The organism is Paenibacillus sp. CAU 1782, assembly GCF_054551715.1.
Window position 1 is genome coordinate 1887350 of the sequence record NZ_JBTOLL010000001.1, and the last position, 15535, is coordinate 1902884.

The 15535-nt window shown below is 50.7% G+C and carries 17 protein-coding genes and 1 riboswitch; of the genes, 2 read left to right on the top strand and 15 right to left on the bottom strand.

What is annotated here, in order from left to right:
- Positions 1 to 2: 2 nt before the first annotated feature.
- A complete protein-coding gene (locus tag ACX93W_RS08865) occupies positions 3 to 386 on the bottom strand; it encodes a GntR family transcriptional regulator (protein ID WP_459391930.1) in 384 nt (127 codons plus the stop codon).
- 147 nt (positions 387 to 533) lie between these two features.
- Complete coding sequence (locus ACX93W_RS08870) at positions 534 to 1319, bottom strand: nucleotidyltransferase domain-containing protein (protein ID WP_459391931.1); 786 nt, start codon at positions 1317 to 1319, stop codon at positions 534 to 536.
- A 536-nt stretch (positions 1320 to 1855) separates the two neighbouring features.
- On the opposite strand from ACX93W_RS08870, the gene ACX93W_RS08875 reads away from it, so the two are divergent.
- Together ACX93W_RS08875 and ACX93W_RS08880 are read left to right on the top strand one after the other, a co-directional pair.
- The gene (locus ACX93W_RS08875; RefSeq protein WP_459391932.1) at positions 1856 to 2176 is read left to right on the top strand and encodes a MazG nucleotide pyrophosphohydrolase domain-containing protein; all 321 of its coding nucleotides are present in this window, start codon (positions 1856 to 1858) and stop codon (positions 2174 to 2176) included.
- 19 nt (positions 2177 to 2195) lie between these two features.
- Positions 2196 to 2777: an LOG family protein gene (locus tag ACX93W_RS08880; protein WP_459391933.1), complete on the top strand. Its 582-nt coding sequence runs from the start codon at positions 2196 to 2198 to the stop codon at positions 2775 to 2777.
- Between the two features lie 107 nt (positions 2778 to 2884).
- Here ACX93W_RS08880 and ACX93W_RS08885 read toward each other — a convergent pair whose 3' ends face one another.
- The 13 genes from ACX93W_RS08885 to ACX93W_RS08945 all read right to left on the bottom strand — a co-directional run bounded on the left by ACX93W_RS08885 (position 2885) and on the right by ACX93W_RS08945 (position 15267).
- Positions 2885 to 3265 (bottom strand): VOC family protein, encoded by a 381-nt coding sequence (locus ACX93W_RS08885; RefSeq protein WP_459391934.1) that lies wholly within the window; start codon positions 3263 to 3265, stop codon positions 2885 to 2887.
- A 108-nt stretch (positions 3266 to 3373) separates the two neighbouring features.
- Complete coding sequence (locus ACX93W_RS08890) at positions 3374 to 4093, bottom strand: SDR family NAD(P)-dependent oxidoreductase (RefSeq protein WP_459391935.1); 720 nt, start codon at positions 4091 to 4093, stop codon at positions 3374 to 3376.
- Positions 4094 to 4244: 151 nt separating this feature from the next.
- Positions 4245 to 5591: an LLM class flavin-dependent oxidoreductase gene (locus ACX93W_RS08895; RefSeq protein ID WP_459391936.1), complete on the bottom strand. Its 1347-nt coding sequence runs from the start codon at positions 5589 to 5591 to the stop codon at positions 4245 to 4247.
- A 33-nt stretch (positions 5592 to 5624) separates the two neighbouring features.
- Positions 5625 to 6200 (bottom strand): GNAT family N-acetyltransferase, encoded by a 576-nt coding sequence (locus ACX93W_RS08900; protein ID WP_459391937.1) that lies wholly within the window; start codon positions 6198 to 6200, stop codon positions 5625 to 5627.
- Between the two features lie 2 nt (positions 6201 to 6202).
- Positions 6203 to 6697, bottom strand: a complete 495-nt coding sequence (locus tag ACX93W_RS08905; protein WP_459391938.1) for a DinB family protein — start codon at positions 6695 to 6697, stop codon at positions 6203 to 6205.
- A 64-nt stretch (positions 6698 to 6761) separates the two neighbouring features.
- The gene (locus ACX93W_RS08910; RefSeq protein ID WP_459391939.1) at positions 6762 to 8039 is read right to left on the bottom strand and encodes an amidohydrolase; all 1278 of its coding nucleotides are present in this window, start codon (positions 8037 to 8039) and stop codon (positions 6762 to 6764) included.
- Entirely contained in the window at positions 8036 to 9046 is a 1011-nt protein-coding gene (locus tag ACX93W_RS08915) for an LLM class flavin-dependent oxidoreductase (protein ID WP_459391940.1), read from the bottom strand. The genes ACX93W_RS08910 and ACX93W_RS08915 overlap by 4 nt, the downstream gene beginning before the upstream one ends.
- A gap of 102 nt (positions 9047 to 9148) precedes the next feature.
- Positions 9149 to 9901 (bottom strand): amino acid ABC transporter ATP-binding protein, encoded by a 753-nt coding sequence (locus ACX93W_RS08920; RefSeq protein WP_459391941.1) that lies wholly within the window; start codon positions 9899 to 9901, stop codon positions 9149 to 9151.
- Complete coding sequence (locus ACX93W_RS08925) at positions 9898 to 10608, bottom strand: amino acid ABC transporter permease (protein ID WP_459391942.1); 711 nt, start codon at positions 10606 to 10608, stop codon at positions 9898 to 9900. The genes ACX93W_RS08920 and ACX93W_RS08925 overlap by 4 nt, the downstream gene beginning before the upstream one ends.
- Positions 10605 to 11300 (bottom strand): amino acid ABC transporter permease, encoded by a 696-nt coding sequence (locus tag ACX93W_RS08930; protein ID WP_459391943.1) that lies wholly within the window; start codon positions 11298 to 11300, stop codon positions 10605 to 10607. The genes ACX93W_RS08925 and ACX93W_RS08930 overlap by 4 nt, the downstream gene beginning before the upstream one ends.
- Positions 11301 to 11327: 27 nt before the next feature.
- The gene (locus tag ACX93W_RS08935; protein WP_459391944.1) at positions 11328 to 12155 is read right to left on the bottom strand and encodes a transporter substrate-binding domain-containing protein; all 828 of its coding nucleotides are present in this window, start codon (positions 12153 to 12155) and stop codon (positions 11328 to 11330) included.
- Between the two features lie 142 nt (positions 12156 to 12297).
- Positions 12298 to 13197, bottom strand: coding sequence for a LysR family transcriptional regulator (locus ACX93W_RS08940; RefSeq protein WP_459391945.1), 900 nt, complete (start codon positions 13195 to 13197; stop codon positions 12298 to 12300).
- A gap of 333 nt (positions 13198 to 13530) precedes the next feature.
- On the bottom strand, positions 13531 to 15267 hold the full coding sequence (locus ACX93W_RS08945) for a methyl-accepting chemotaxis protein (protein WP_459391946.1): 1737 nt from the start codon (positions 15265 to 15267) through the stop codon (positions 13531 to 13533).
- A 168-nt stretch (positions 15268 to 15435) separates the two neighbouring features.
- Positions 15436 to 15520, bottom strand: a riboswitch (cyclic di-GMP riboswitch).
- Positions 15521 to 15535: the final 15 nt, after the last annotated feature.

The following is a 15535-nucleotide window of genomic DNA, read 5'->3' on the forward strand; positions in this document are numbered from 1 at the left end:
ATTTACTCCTCCTCTTCTCCAAGCGCAAGCATTTCCTCCAACGACAATCCCAAAGCCTTTGCCGTCCTCTTCAGCTCCTGCACCGCCGCTCTTGCCAGCTCGGCGCGAGCGTTCTCAATAACCTCAGGTTCGCTGGTAACAAAGGTCCCCTGGCCTCTATAAGTGACAATAAGTCCCGACCTCTCCAGCTCCTGATAGGTTCTGGCCGCCGTTGTAGGATTCACTCTTTTGTCTGCGGCAAACTCCCTTACAGAGGGCAGGCGCTGGCCAGATTGAATAATGCCGCTAACAATTCTGGCGCGAATCTGTTCAACAAATTGCTCGTAGATCGGACGCGCGGGATTTAATGCAAACTCTTCAAAAAGCAGCGGCAATCCTTCATCCATATCTTCACCTCGCTATAAAAACGGCTTAATTGTAATGAGTGTATGACCACACACCATACACCGTTGAAAGAAGTGTACCACATGCCGCCATACACTTGCAACAAAAAAAGGACTGCATGTCACAGCAGTCCTTTCGGCATTTATGATTTACATATCAGCAACCGGCACGTGTCCGGTCCGCCACATTAATTCGCTGTCCAGCATAAAGCGGACAGGCCAGCCCTTCTCCGGCTTGGGCCATTCGCGATAGCTGGCAACGCTATCAAACAACGCGTCAATGTTCTCTTTGGTTTTGTGCCTCAAGGTCTGCTCCATAAGCGGAATCAGGCCGTCAGGCTTCCCCTCCACGCCGTCCAGAACGCGCATAAACCATTTGTGAAAAGGATACAGCGCCTCGTTATGGGCCAAAATCAGTCTTCCAGCAAACAACACCACATGGGCGGCGGCATGGTCCATCAAGTAAATTTCGTTTCGTTTTAATCCCTCGTCAAACATCCATTTCCAAGCCTCGAGCTGCGCGTAAAACTTCTCCAGCTTTTCACCTTTTTCATGCACGGGATATAACGCCGCCTTGCGAACCAACTCTTGCAGGCCGTCAATTTCGCTATACGTAACGATTCCGTCCTTGTACGCAAAACGGGCCGGCTCGCTTCCACGTTCCGCAACCTCCCGAATCAAGGACTCACAGGTGTATTTCCCGTCGACATATCCTCCCTCATAGGGAGTCGAATCCCTTTCGTAGTAATGCAGATCGCCTTTATTGACCAACTCCTTGTATTTATCGTTGGACACAACGATCATCAGGTCAATATCGGAGCTTTCATTGGCAAAGCCATGAGCTACCGAACCTCCGGCGATAACGCCTAACACTTCCTCTCTTTCTTTGAGCTTAAACGTAACGGTTTCTATCGCTTGTTGATGGTGAGCAAACAAATTGATTCCCCCTTAATCAAGGTATTTTGACAATACCATTTGGATTCGTTCCCGCCTGGCAATTACCTGCCTGGATTTTGAAATAAATTGGAATAGTTGGTTACATGTTTCACTATTTGCGACACGGCAAAGGGGCTGTCCAAAAAGTCAAACGCTCTAACGGACACGGAAGTCCGTTAGACGCGTAAAACGCAGATTTTGAAATTCTAACGGACATCCTTGTCCGTTAGAGCCCCAAAATGGGTAATTATTGGATAATTTTCACTGTAACGGACATCAATGTCCGTTACAAACGCAAAAAGTTAAAAAATAAGCGCTAACGGACACGGATGTCCATTAGCGTTTTTATTTGAATCAGATACGCGGATCGGCTTTTTGGACAGCCCCCTGCAATGGATGCTTTGTCATGCTGCAGGAAGAGGGGATTCCGACCATTCCACCATCTCTTTCAACCTCCACTACCAGATTACTAAAGGATATGTTAAAGTTTGTTTGGCAAACATTCGTTCTGTACATCAAACTTTCGGAGGAGTAAAATGGATATTAACGAGTTTCAGAACTGGGTTAAACAATACTATCGAGAGCGTGGTTGGGCCGAGCTTGACATCTTTGTTCGCATCGGGTTTCTTGCAGAAGAAACCGGAGAAGTAGCACGAGCTATCCGGGCGCTGGAAATTGGCAGAGACCGGCCGGACGAAGTTGCGGGCAGCACGGAAGAGAACCGGAACCAGCTAACAGAGGAATTAGGCGATGTCTTGGGCAATCTGATTGTCATCGCCAATAAGTATGATATATCGCTTCAACAAATCTTTTTGGCCCATCAGGAAAAGCTGGCCAAGCGATATGCTAAAGCATGATGGAAAGGGAGAGCGCAGCATGAACAGCATAGCGGTTTTTTGCGGGTCGAGCGAAGGCGTATCGCCGGTTTATAAGGAAAACGCCATCGCGCTAGGGACAGAACTGGGCAAACGCGGCTTAACGCTCATATATGGCGGCGCCAACGTAGGTCTAATGGGGGCGGTGGCGGATGCCGTGCTTGGAGCAGGCGGGAAGGTCATCGGCGTTTTGCCGCATTTTTTGCAGCATCGTGAAATCGCGCATCAAGGATTGACCGAGCTTATTCTTGTAGAATCCATGCATGAACGGAAGAGCAAAATGGCAGAGCTTGCCGATGCCTTTATTGCATTGCCAGGCGGTCCAGGGACTCTTGAAGAATATTTTGAAATTTTCACATGGGGACAATTGGGTCTGCATACAAAACCGTCTGGACTATTAAACGTCAATCACTATTTCGACTCACTAATTGCTATGTTCGATACGATTGAGCGCGAAGGATTTATGCAGTCCAAATACCGCTCAATGGTGCTTGCGGACAACTCCGCGAGCGGCCTCTTGGAGCAATTCGCTACTTATACGCCTCCTGCGGTCAAAACCTACCTCACGGAGCAGCGCACATAACATTACAGCAACTTAAAAAGGAGCCTTTCTTCCACGCGTTTTCGCGGGGGTGACGGCTCCTTTGTTTCAGCTACATTCATCCCGTCTTTCCTTACTGAAAAGCGGGTTTAATTGTTCTCCATTACAGCAAAATAATTGTCTTCATAATCCGCAAAGTTAAATACTCTTCCTCCGGGCAATTGAACAATATCGCCGACTTTCATATTTTTGTCCTTCAAGCTGCTGTAAAGCTGGTCAAACTGATCGCTAATAAACATCAGCGAAGGGGCGCCGAGTGTGATTCCAGGGGACATTTTGGCCACAAAATCCTTGTTGTAAAGAATAATGCTGGTTTCTGCGCCGCCTGCCGGACCGATTTGTATGCCTCTGGACTCCTTGTCCTTGTCCATATCCGCTATAATGCGGAAGCCCATCATGTCTGTCCAAAACTGAGCAGCCTTATCCTGATCGTTGACGTAAACCATTACTTGTCCCAATTTTTGAATCATGTTAGCCAGCCCCTTAGTCAGAATGGATTGCACCGCTTGCAAGTGTTAGTATATCACACCGGATTCTCATTCAATAATAGCTTGTACGCGATGCGTAAAAAGGCGTGATCAAGCATTGGAATCCGTCATCGCAGGCACATGGATTTCTTTGACGCAAGCTGCGGGAGATAAAGACACCAGGCATTTGACGATGGAAACGATATCTTGAACCGGAATCCTCGTGCCCCCGTACTCCTGAATCGCCTTGTCCCCTCCTTCTTCAAACGGAATTTCGGCAGCAAGCTCTCCGGGGTTGATGCAAGTAACGGCGATTCCGTCCTTCCGAACATGTTCGCGCAGGGCGCTCGCCACGCCTCTCAAGCCATACTTCGAAGCAACAAACGAAACTTGCCCGTTATTGGTATTCTCCAGCCCGGCTGTTGAGCCGATCAGAACGATTTTCCCGTTGCGGGATTGGCGGATATTTGGCAATAACGCTTGGATACAAGCGATGGTTGAAGTGATATTGACATGAATGATGTTGGCGATATCGGCCGGATCATCCTTCTCGAAATCATAATGGTCCTCAAAACCTTCCTTCTCCCAAATGCCCACGTTATAGATCAATACATCTAATTTCCGGCCATGCAGCTCGGACGCAATCACGCTTGCCGCGTTTAGCTGGGACAAATCCGCCGGAATCCATTTACGCTCCACTCCATCCCCAATCCCCATGCTATCCGGTTTGCTTCTGGAGACGATCCAGACCGTATCCCCTGCCTCCGGCAAACCCTTTACGAATGCGTCTCCCAAACCTTTGCTAGCACCAAAAACGATATAGTTTTTCATCCCGATCTCCTTCGTTATTCAAAGATTCGCGGTAGAACACTATACCAGTATACTCCATCCTTCTGGAGGCAAAAAAGCGCCGGGGAACATAACCGCCTTATCGCGGCTTGTTCCCTGACGCTTTGTTTTCACTTGGTTGTCTAATGGTTTCTCAAAGGACAGATCGGGTTTCCTGTTGGAAAGATTTTTGCACATAACGGTTAACGGGGAAAGACAACCCCAAATTGCCGCGAAGCGTGTCGGACTCGTACTCCGTACGGAAAATCCCGCGCTCCTGCAGAATCGGAATGACATGATCCACAAACTCATTCAAATCGCTCGGAATATGGGTATGGACGATAAATCCGTCGATCGCTTCCGCATCGTACCACTGCTGAATCGTATCCGCTATTTGCTCTGGCGTGCCGCTGAACGCGCTGCGCGGAGTTGCTGTCTCCAACGCAACCTGGCGAAGAGTCTGCCCAAGCTCCTTGGCTCTGCTCTTGATTTTGTCCGTGCCGCTGCGGAACGAGTTTTTGCCTAAATCGCCAAGCTCCGGGAACGGCGCATCAAGATCGTATTGGCTAAAATCATGATGCTCAAAAAATCGTCCCAGAAAGTTCAGCGCGTTTTCAATGGAATCGAGACCAGCCAGCTCCTGATATTTGCGTTCCGCCTCTTCCTCGGTTTTTCCGATAATAGGAGCGATTCCGGGCAAAATGGCGATATCATCCGGCGAGCGGCCTTCCCTGACGGCCCGTTCCTTCACATCCTGGTAAAAAGCTCTGGCTTCCTCTATCGTTTCTTGGCCGGTGAACACGGCATCGGCGGCTTTGGCGGCAAGCTGCTTGCCCGCCTCCGACGAACCCGCCTGGAATACAACCGGCTGGCCCTGCTTGGAGCGCGCGATATTTAACGGGCCGGTGACGGAAAAATGCTTGCCTTCATGGTTAAGGCGATGCAGCTTTTCAGGATCGAAGAAAACGCCGGATTCTTTGTCCCGTACAAATGCGTCATCCTCCCAGGAATCCCATAACCCGCGCACAACATCCAGATATTCCTCCGCGATTTCGTAACGCTCTTCGTGCGTCGGATGGCTTTTTCGGCTAAAATTGCCCGCCGAACCCTCCAGCGGCGACGTCACCAAATTCCAGCCGCCGCGCCCGCCGCTGATATGGTCCAGCGAAGAGAATTGGCGCGCAACGTTAAACGGTTCGCTATACGAGCTGGACAACGTGCCGACCAGACCGATACGGGATGTGACCGCGGCAAGCGCGGACAAGATCGTCAATGGCTCAAAGCGGTTCAAAAAATGCGGAATCGATTTTTCATTGATAAACAGGCCGTCCGCGATAAAAGCAAGGTCGAACTTTCCCCGCTCCGCCGTTTGCGCCTGGCGTTTGTAGAAATCGAAGCTTACGCTGGCATCCGCAGGCACTTCAGGATGCCGCCAGCCGGAAATGTTGCCGCCTACGCCATGAATAATCGTTCCCAGTTTAAGCTGTTTTCTTTTTCCCATTTCAAAAACCTCCCATATGGTTGAATGGCATCGTTATTGCAGGAGCGAGGTGTCGGCCAGATGCAGCCGATAGCTTTTGACCAGCACTTCACCCGCCATAAATTCTTTATCGTAGGCTCGCTCAAAGCCCAGCCGCTCGTAGAGGCGAACGGCAGAATCCATCATGTCCGAGGTATGGAGATGCAGAGTCGAGGCGCCGCTTTCGCTGGCGATTTTTGCGCTTGCCCGAATCAGTTCGGTGGCGACGCCAGCTCCGCGCGCCTTACGGGACACTCCCAGCAGCCGGATGATCGGGGATTGGATGCCAAGCACCGGATTGCCATACGCCTTCTCGGAGGAATCAAAGATAAATACGCTTCCCACCACTTCGCCATCCAGTTCCGCTACAAGTCTCGCAATGGTTGGCGCTGAATCAATGGCATGAATGATGCTGTCCTTGTATTCCAGCCATCGCGCTGCCGGCAAAGTCCGCTCATATTCGCTATACGCGTCAACCAGCACAATCTGGAGTATCTGGCGATCTCCAGGTACCGCTTCCCGAATGGAAAGACGCCGGTTCACTCTTTCCGGCTCCGCCGTATCATTTCCCGCAGCTTGCGCTTCTCCCATCCTTACACCTGCTTTCCGGCATATTGTTGTTTGACTCTCCGAATCTGGTTCAAATGATTTTGAACATGGGCTACAAAAGCCGGAATGATAGCTTCAATCTGTACCGGCTCTCCCTTGGCATTGATTCCGCTTTTTTTCCAGTCTGCATCGTTTAAACGACCCAGCAAACCGGTGTTGTAGCGAACCAAGGCATGGGCGGCGGCGAGCAATTCTCCGATGGATTCCTCATTCGCCTTTTGTCCTGCGACCCAGGCATCCTGCTCAAAAGCGGGAAGACGAACGCTTGAACCCGCCAAAATTTCGCGAATCCGAAAAGAAACGACAATGCTATGATCGACCAGATGGGCTAACACCTCGGTAATGCTCCATGATTGAGGAGATGCCTTCCATTTCAGCTGATCTTCCGATAATCCTTCAATTTCCTCTTCAATATCGCTATAGGCATGCAGATAAGTTAAAATCGCAGATTCCGCATTCACTGTCGTGTTTCCCATCATAACCCCGCCTTTTTCTCAATATTCAGACAACTATTTAGTAAAACCTCCCTGAAGGAGGTCATTTTCAAAACCCGGCAAGCTGCTTCAAAGCCTTATCGGCAATTGCCGCAAGCAAACCGGCGGTACCCGGCAATGCGGACTCATCCAGATCAAAGGCGGGATGATGCCACTGATGCGGGCCGTTTGTGCCGACAAAGAGGAAAGCCCCTTCCGTCTGCTGCAGATAAAAGGAAAAATCTTCACCGGCAGGAGACACTTGCGGCTCCACTACCGTCAGCCCTTCGCCTCTTGCGGCTTCGGCCGCAACGGAAGCCCAACGCTCGTCATTATGAACGGCTGGCGGACCGTCCAGCCATTCCACTCTGGCCGTTGTGCCAAACGCAGACGCTACGCCTGCCACAACGCCTTCAAATCTTCCTTTAACCGCTTGCCGAACCTCGCTTGTAAACGTACGAATGGTTCCGTCAAACACGGCCTTTTCCGAAATGACATTCCATGAGCTTCCGGCATTCAGCCTGGTTACGCTAATCACTGCGCTGTCCAAAGCGCTGACATTGCGGCTAACGATGGACTGCAGCGCGGTAATGATATGCGAAGCCGTAACGATGGGATCGATTCCGGCTTCCGGAACCGCGGCATGAGTGCCAACTCCGTCCACCTCCACAACAAAACCGTCGGCGGCTGCCATGAGCGGACCGCTGCGAATGCCGATTGTGCCTACCGGCAAATCCGGTTTGTTGTGGATGCCGAAGACGGCGTCCACTCCGTCAAGCACTCCTTTTGCAATGAGCTGCTGGGCGCCCTTCGCTTTTTCCTCCGCCGGCTGAAACAGCAGCCTTACAACGCCCGGCAGCTCGCTCTCCCGCTCTTTCAGCAAAAAAGCGGCTCCCAGCAAAGCGGCGGTATGGTAATCATGGCCGCAGGCATGCATCCGGCCGTCGATTGTGGAAGCATACGGCAATCCCGTTTCCTCCCGGATCGGCAGAGCATCGATATCTGCTCGGAGCGCTACGATTGGCGCGCGGCTTGAAGCAGCCTGGACTTTCGAGCTCCCTTTACCGTCCACGCCGTCATTTCCGCTCGCGCCGCCATCGTTTTTGCCTCCCAGCTCCGCGATTACGCCTGTTCGCAATCCGTAATCTACTATGGTGATTCCGGCTTCCGTCAGCCAGTTTTTTATGACTTCGGTCGTTTCGAATTCCTCAAAGGAAAGCTCCGGTCTTTCATGCAGCTGCCGCCTGATCGCGACCAGCCTTTCGGCAAACGCCCGCTCGTCCGACGATGTATGATTCTGCTCCAGTACAGCTCCCCGCTGTGCCTGAGCTCCATTTTCCCGGGTCATACCAATTCCTCCGCAAAGACTTCTTTGAGCAGTTGGAACGAACGGACGCGTTTATCGAAGTCAGGTACGATCGTTGTGAAGATAAAGCTGTCTACGGCATATTCCTCCGCCAATTCCAGCAGCCGCTTACGCACGGTTTCTTTGGTGCCGCGTGTAATATCCGCTTCGCGCTCCACCGCCGTATAGGTTTCGCCGGCTTGCCTCGCAAACTCTTGCGCTTGCTCCAGCGTTTGTACATTAATCGTCTTTCCGCTGTCAAGCGTTACACGTACGCTTTTGTGCTGGCCTGCCAATTCATTGGCCTCCTCCACCGTATCCGCCGCTATGACGGACAAAGCCAGAATCGGCTGCGGCTCCCTTCCCGCTCCCCGGTTAAACTGATCGCGGTACAGCTTCAACGCAGTGCTTGCTGTCTCGGGATCATTGTTAATAAACAAGGCGAACGCATAGGGCAGACCATGCTTTGCCGCCAACTCCGCGCTGGAGACGCTTGTGCCCAGCACGTAAACATCCGCCGGCTTCTGGGGCAGAGGATGTGCGGTCAAGCCTGGCTGCGGGTGAGTTTCATCTGTCGCCGAGTGAAGCAAAACGTTCAACTCAGCCAGCTTATCCTCCAGCGATTCCGGTTCCGCGATTCCTTTCTGCAGAGCCTTTGTGGAACGCGGAAGTCCGCCTGGCGCACGGCCGACGCCCAACTCAACCCGTCCGGGAGCCAGCGATGCCAATACGTTGAAGTTTTCCGCAACCTTATACGGGCTATAATGCTGGAGCATGACGCCGCCCGAACCAATTCGGATGTTTTTTGTCTGAGCCAGCAAATAGGACACCAGTACCTCCGGCGAGGAACCGGCGGCACCTTCGGAGTCATGATGCTCCGAAACCCAGAAGCGTTCATATCCCAGCGATTCCGCAAGCTTCGCCAGCTTTACCGTGTTGCGCAGCGCTTCCGCGGCCGTGTAGCCGGGAAAAACAATGCTTTGATCCAATATTCCCAATGTAAACGACATCCCACCATCGCCTCCTTTGATAGGTAGTTCTCACTTAGCTCCCACTAAGCTCCGCTACTCGATTTCTAGCTTCTTCCCATCTTCTCGATACTGAAAAGCGGTCTAAATGGAATAACCCGCTTCCGGAGTAATTCGCTTTAAAAACTGTTTTGTGCGCTCCTCTTTGGGGAATCGGAACAATTGCTTGGGTTCTCCCTCCTCCACGATTACGCCGCCATCCATAAAAACAACGTGATTCGCAACCTCCTGCGCAAAACCCATCTCATGGGTCACGATGATCATCGTGATGCCTTCCTCCGCGATTTGGCGAATAACGGACAGCACCTCGCCCACGAGTTCGGGGTCCAGAGCCGACGTTGGTTCGTCGAACAGAATCACTTCCGGATTGATCGCAAGCGCCCGCGCGATACCGACGCGCTGCTGCTGTCCGCCCGAAAGCTCGCTGGGGTAAGAGTTCAGCTTGCTTCCGAGCCCCACTTTCTCCAGAAGGGCGATGCTGCGTTCTCGCGCTTCGGCTTTTGACACCTTGCGGACGACGACCAGTCCTTCCATCACATTTTGCAGCGCTGTTTTGTGGCGGAACAAATTATATTGCTGGAACACCATCGCCGATTTTTGCCTCAGCGCATGTACGTCCTTTTTGCCGTGATGCTTGCAATCCAGCGCAAAATCTCCTATCGAAATTACTCCGGAATCCGGTTTCTCCAAATAATTGATGCAGCGCAGCAGCGTCGTTTTGCCGGAGCCGCTTGGACCCAAAATGGCGACTACCTCGCCCCGCTTCACTTTCAGGTCGATTCCCGACAACACCTCGTTTTTGCCAAAGCTTTTGCGAACTTTTTTTAATGCGATCATGACACGCCTCCCCGGCTATACGCTTTGAACCGCTTTTCCGCCAGCGCGCTCAGCCTTTCAATCAAAAATGTCAGGCCCCAATAAATAAGAGCCGCAGCCAGATAAGCCTCAAAAAACTTCCAGTTAGTCGTTGCCACAATTTGCGCTTTGGCATTTATTTCGACCACCGATACCGTAAACGCCAGCGATGAACCATGCAGCATGCCGATCAGCATGTTGGAGATATTGGGCAGGCTGGCAGCAAAAGCTTGCGGCAGCACGATTCTTCGCAGTCCCTGCAGAGGCGTCATTCCGATGGAATAGGCCGCTTCGAGCTGTCCTCGATCCACGGCAAGCAATCCCGATCTGACCACCTCCGACGCATAAGCCCCTGCCGTTATCGAAAACGATAGAAAAGCAAATCCGATCATCGGGATGGAAGCAGATCGAAAACCAAGACCAAGCGCTTCCGCGATAGCGTCCAGCAGCATCGGTACGCCGAAGTAGATCAACAGCAGATGGGTAATCATCGGTGTGCCGCGGATGAAGGTGACATAAGCCGAACCCAGTTGGCTTAACACCGGCACCCGGAACTGCCGGGAAAGTGCAACGACTGTTCCGATCAAAAAACCGCATATGACGGATACAGCCGTAATGGCGAGCGTAACCGGAATGGCGCCTAACAGCTCAACAAACGCAGTCCAGATAAAGGAAACATCCAGTTTCATATCGGCGCCATCCCCCTCTTCTGCACTCTCCGCTCAAGCAGCCGGAGCAGCCTTTCCAACACAAAGCTTACGATAAAATAGATGATAGCAAGTGAAATATAGGCTTCGATCAGATGTCTGGATACAACCGCAAGCGTAGACGCTTTGCCCGTCAGCTCCATGACGCCTACGCTGAAGGCTAGCGATGTATCCTTCAAGCTGGCAATGACCAGATTGGAGAAAACCGGCAGCGCGGTCGCAATCGCCTGGGGCAGCACGATTCGCAGGAAGGCTTGCGGCCCCGTCATGCCAACCGCATAAGCAGCCTCCACCTGTCCCCGGTCCACAGCGGCAACGGATGCCCGAATCATTTCCGACATAAAAGCTCCGCTGTGCAAACCATAGGTCAGGATAACGAAATACAAGGAGGGCACCCTGGCGGTATCCACGGCAATCAGCTTCAGCATTTCCGGCAATCCGTAATAAAACAGGAATAACTGAATCAATATCGGCGTGCCGCGAAAAAAGGAGATATATACCTGGGATACTCGCTTCAGCACCGGAATGTTGTACATTTGCGGAAGGGCTACAAGAAAGCCGACGACAAGTCCGATCACGATTGCGCTAGCCACGATTAACAGCGTAAGCTGAACGGTCGGAAGCAGCTTGATGAAGTACTGAATGACGAAGCTAAAGTCAAAAGTTGCTCCCATTGTTGCGGCCTGCCTTTCCTGACGGTATTATTTGATTTCCGAAGTTGTGTAGTCCGCGCCAAGCCATTGTTCGCTCAACTGCTTCAATGTGCCGTCCGCTTTGATTTCCTTCAGCGCTTCGTCTACGCGGTCCGCGAGTTTTTGCTGATCGGCATCATCCTTGCGGAACATAAACAAGGTGTTGGACTCGCTGAGCGGAGAACCAACCAGCTTTAATTCGCCGTTTGGATCAATGAGCGGAAGAGTAAAGTCCGCCGCCAGGAATGCTTCTGCGCGACCGGATACGACTTGAGCTACGGAATCGTTTGCGGCGCCGTTTTGATACACGATTTCCAGCGCGTTGTTATTGGCTTTGTTATAGTTTTCAAGCAGGATCGCCTGCGCGCTTGTAGCCGTTGTCAGCACTTTTTTGCCCTTCAAGTCATCAATGGATTGAACAGCGTTATTGGATTTTGCAACTGCGACTTTATTTTTCCAGTGCGAATAAGGCTCTTTGTTAAACAGGTATTTCTCTTCGCGTTCCGGATTTTTCTCCATTTCATGGGCAACCATATCGATTTTTTTCGTTTCCAGGCTTAGCAGCAAGTTGGTAAATTCCAGCGTTTGGAATTCAAACTCATAATCATCCAGACGTTTGTCGATTTCTCTCACCAGCTCAACGTCATACCCGGTCAAATTTCCGTTTTCGTCAATAAAGCATACATTGGGAAACTGCGTGCCTGTGCCAACAATAATTTTAATTGGCGCCGCTTCTCCGCCAGATCCTGATGTCGACTTTGTTTCGCTTCCGGCTCCGCACCCCGTCAACGCCAGTGTCAATACTGCAGTAACCGTTAAAATGGACCATTTTTTCATAATGATTTCCCCCCGCTAAGCGTTGATAGTTTAATCATATAATTCATACCCGATAAGTGTGAATTATTTGTTGTATAAAAAGTATCACTCCGGCATGAGTGACGTCAATGGGTTTCCTTATAGATAACTTCTATATGGCAATTCAATAATCCAATCCGCCTATTTTCTTGCTGAATTGGACAACCGCCTCGAACAGCTCCGCATGCTCTCCCGGGCAAGCAACCACGTTGGTTTGAAGCGCAATGCCTTCCGTTTCCGGCAGCAAAATGGGATACAGGAGCCCATCCGCCACTTCCTGGCGCACGCTCAAACTGGGCAAAAAGCCGATACCGGCCCCTCGAAGTATCAATTTCCTGGCAGCTTCTGAGTTATCCGTCTGAATTTCAATGTTCGGCGGCTGCTCCAGATTTTCGAAGATGCGATGAATACGGAGCCAATCCAGCGACCCGCATTCAAAAAATACGAGCGGCCCCTTGGCGACATCTTCGACGGATATATGGTCCTCCTCCAATAAAAACGGATGGTTGCGGTATACATAAAGCCTGATGGGATCGACATATAGACGATGCGACTGCAGCGCGGGATGATGGGACTTGCGAATAAGTCCGATATCCACTTCCTTATTCAGCGTTTTGCTTACAATATAATCGGTGGTCCCCGTCGCAACCTTGAAGCTGGCCGCCGGAAAACGCTCTTTCAAATAAGGGATTAAGTCGGAAATAATATAGTTTGCTGCTGAAATGGTACACCCGATCCGGTATTCGTTAGGCAGCGATTTTTTCTGATTGAGATACAGCTTCCCGGTATTGTACACATGCAGCATTTGCTGGGCAAAAGGCAAAAACCGCTTACCGTCCTCTGAAATATTGACCTGCTTGCCATCTCGATCAAACAGCTTGCAGTTTAATTCCTGCTCCAGCGTTTTTATTCTGGCCGTAACCGACGGTTGGGAAAGGAACAACGCTTCCGCCGCCTTATTGAAGCTCCCGCAATGAATCACATACACAAACGCTTCTATGTTTTCAATATTCAGCAGAAACACCTCCACCACTTTATTCATAGTATTTCAATTGGAATTATAATATTTAATATAATCATGCTGCCTGAGTCCTGTCAACGCTCCTTTTTTCACCATCGCTTCATCCATTCTTAAAACTTTAGAAAAAAACGCAAGTTCCGGGTTATTCGATCCCGAGAACTTGCGTTTTTTCAAAATAAACCTTAATCCTCTCAGCAATAGCTTCATACTGAATATCATGCACGTAGTGGGAGCTATCCACATCAATGATTTCCCTGTTCGGCATTTCCTTCACAAAGGTCCGCTGAGCTTCCTTCCACTCCTCCGGATTCCAGCCGGTGCCTTGTCCGTTTCATCTTATTGCTTGATCGTAAAAAATTGAACGGATTGCTGCAACTCCGAAGCCATCTGGGATAAATTGCGGAAAGAAGCCGTCATTTGCTGCATCGTAGCGCTTTGCTCCTCAACCGCCGCGGCAACCTCTTCATATCCGGCGGTTTGCTCTTCTGTAACACCGGATATTTTTTGCATGGCGTTGGAGATCATCTCAAAGGAACTGTCGGCTTTTTCGAGCGCCTGCTTCAAACCCTCCATCTGACCCGAAAAGGAAGAAACGCCGTTGAAAATGACTTTGAAATTTTCATACATTTCATGAATCCAGGTTTGGCCCGTTTCGATGGCCTGATTGCCTTGGGCAATGCTTTGCAGCACCCGCTCGCTCTCATGCTGTGTACTGGAGATCAGCTCCGTAATGGAGCTGGCCGCTTCGGAAGATTGCTCCGCCAGCTTCTTCACCTCGCCCGCTACAACGGCAAATCCTCTTCCTTGCTCGCCGACCCGCGCCGCTTCAATGGAGGCATTCAACGCAAGCAAATTTGTTTGCGCCGCGATTTCGGTAATGATATGAATAATTTCGCCGATTTCCTTCGAACGGGAGCCAAGCTGCGCAGCCGCTTCCTGCGACTGCTGCATTTCCTGCTGGATCGTATTCATCTGGCTAAGCGTTTTTTCAACCAGCTGTTGCCCGTCCTCGGATTGGCCGGCCACTGCATTAGCCATCTCCTGCATCATCTTAACCTCCGCTGTCACTCTCGTCAGATCCGAATTGACTTCCACAATGGATGCGGTGCTGTCTGCGATGGACGTTGCAACTTCGGCAACTCCTTCGTTCATGCTGTTCATGGAGGTAGCCACCTGCTGCGAGCTTGCGCTCATGTCGTTTGCCGCATGATACAGCTGTTCGCTGGTCCCTGACACGGTAGTGGACGACTGGGAAATTTGCGTAATCAATTTCTCCAGATTCCGGCGCATATCGCCAAAAGCTTCGCCCAGCTTGCCAAGCTCATCATTCCGTTTGATCTCCACCTGCTGCGTTAAATCGCCTGCCGCCACTTTTTCCGCGCCGTGCATAAGAGCGATAACCGGCTTTGTGATGCTGCGGCTAATCAAATAGGCTACCAGCGAGCCAATGACTGCCACGGCAATCATAATGGTGGTTGTTGTCCAGAAAATATCCTTTTTAACCTGCGGCACAACGGATGCATTAATGTCGATGCCAGCTATCCCGAAGGTTTGACCGTTGCTGTCCGACAGTGGAATAAAGATCGACTTATGGGTACCAAATCCATCTTCGTATATCGAGCTGATGGTCGATTGCCCGGTTTCCATCGTATGATTGATCTCTGAGCTAAACTCGAAATCTTGGCCGTAATAATCCTCGTCCCCGGTCAAAACAATAATTTGTTCCCGTCCCTGGAGCCGTCCCAGAATAAAGACGTTTTCGAGATAATTGTCATGTTTAATTTGCTCTAGCCGTTCTTTTATTTTGATATAGGCGGGGTGATTAACACTGTCGATCTCACTGGCGTTTTCGGGAATCGAGTGCAGATAATTTTGAAGCTCCAAAATATTCGTTTCCAGCCGGATCACAAACTGATCCTCCAGCTGTTTCGCAAGCTTTTGGCTGATTACAACTTCCATACCTGCAAATACCGCGCATATCAGTAGGACCAGAGTTAGAATACTGCTTGTCATTTTTACGGATATACGGCCAAAAAATCTCTTTCTCTTGTTTGCCTGCTCATGTTGTCTCAATGTATTGCCCTCCCGTTAGTCTTAGATGCCTTGCTCCTACTTCTGCAACTCTTCTAAATTAATGCCAGCACCTGCCTGTTCACCCGGCTGCTATTCCAAAATTACCCGCAAATCCGCCACTACAAAAAAGGCGAATATGGATACTCCTCCATCATTCACCAATTACGATTATGCAACTGGCTGACTTATCCCCGCGGATTTAGTCCCTTTAGCTTTGCGTCCCTACCTTTCGATAGGTTTGCCGGGCTATTCAATTATCGGTTCAGCG

Excerpts from the sequence above, each read along its gene's own strand:
- ACX93W_RS08905 (WP_459391938.1), bottom strand. The coding sequence starts at position 6,697 with ATGATGGGAAACACGACAGTGAATGCGGAATCTGCGATTTTAACTTAT.
- ACX93W_RS08915 (WP_459391940.1), bottom strand. The coding sequence starts at position 9,046 with ATGTCGTTTACATTGGGAATATTGGATCAAAGCATTGTTTTTCCCGGC.
- ACX93W_RS08935 (WP_459391944.1), bottom strand. The coding sequence starts at position 12,155 with ATGAAAAAATGGTCCATTTTAACGGTTACTGCAGTATTGACACTGGCG.
- ACX93W_RS08925 (WP_459391942.1), bottom strand. The coding sequence starts at position 10,608 with ATGAAACTGGATGTTTCCTTTATCTGGACTGCGTTTGTTGAGCTGTTA.
- ACX93W_RS08895 (WP_459391936.1), bottom strand. The coding sequence starts at position 5,591 with ATGGGAAAAAGAAAACAGCTTAAACTGGGAACGATTATTCATGGCGTA.
- ACX93W_RS08880 (WP_459391933.1), top strand. The coding sequence starts at position 2,196 with ATGAACAGCATAGCGGTTTTTTGCGGGTCGAGCGAAGGCGTATCGCCG.
- ACX93W_RS08890 (WP_459391935.1), bottom strand. The coding sequence starts at position 4,093 with ATGAAAAACTATATCGTTTTTGGTGCTAGCAAAGGTTTGGGAGACGCA.
- ACX93W_RS08910 (WP_459391939.1), bottom strand. The coding sequence starts at position 8,039 with ATGACCCGGGAAAATGGAGCTCAGGCACAGCGGGGAGCTGTACTGGAG.
- ACX93W_RS08875 (WP_459391932.1), top strand. The coding sequence starts at position 1,856 with ATGGATATTAACGAGTTTCAGAACTGGGTTAAACAATACTATCGAGAG.
- ACX93W_RS08885 (WP_459391934.1), bottom strand. The coding sequence starts at position 3,265 with ATGATTCAAAAATTGGGACAAGTAATGGTTTACGTCAACGATCAGGAT.
- ACX93W_RS08865 (WP_459391930.1), bottom strand. The coding sequence starts at position 386 with ATGGATGAAGGATTGCCGCTGCTTTTTGAAGAGTTTGCATTAAATCCC.
- ACX93W_RS08900 (WP_459391937.1), bottom strand. The coding sequence starts at position 6,200 with ATGGGAGAAGCGCAAGCTGCGGGAAATGATACGGCGGAGCCGGAAAGA.
- ACX93W_RS08920 (WP_459391941.1), bottom strand. The coding sequence starts at position 9,901 with ATGATCGCATTAAAAAAAGTTCGCAAAAGCTTTGGCAAAAACGAGGTG.
- ACX93W_RS08930 (WP_459391943.1), bottom strand. The coding sequence starts at position 11,300 with ATGGGAGCAACTTTTGACTTTAGCTTCGTCATTCAGTACTTCATCAAG.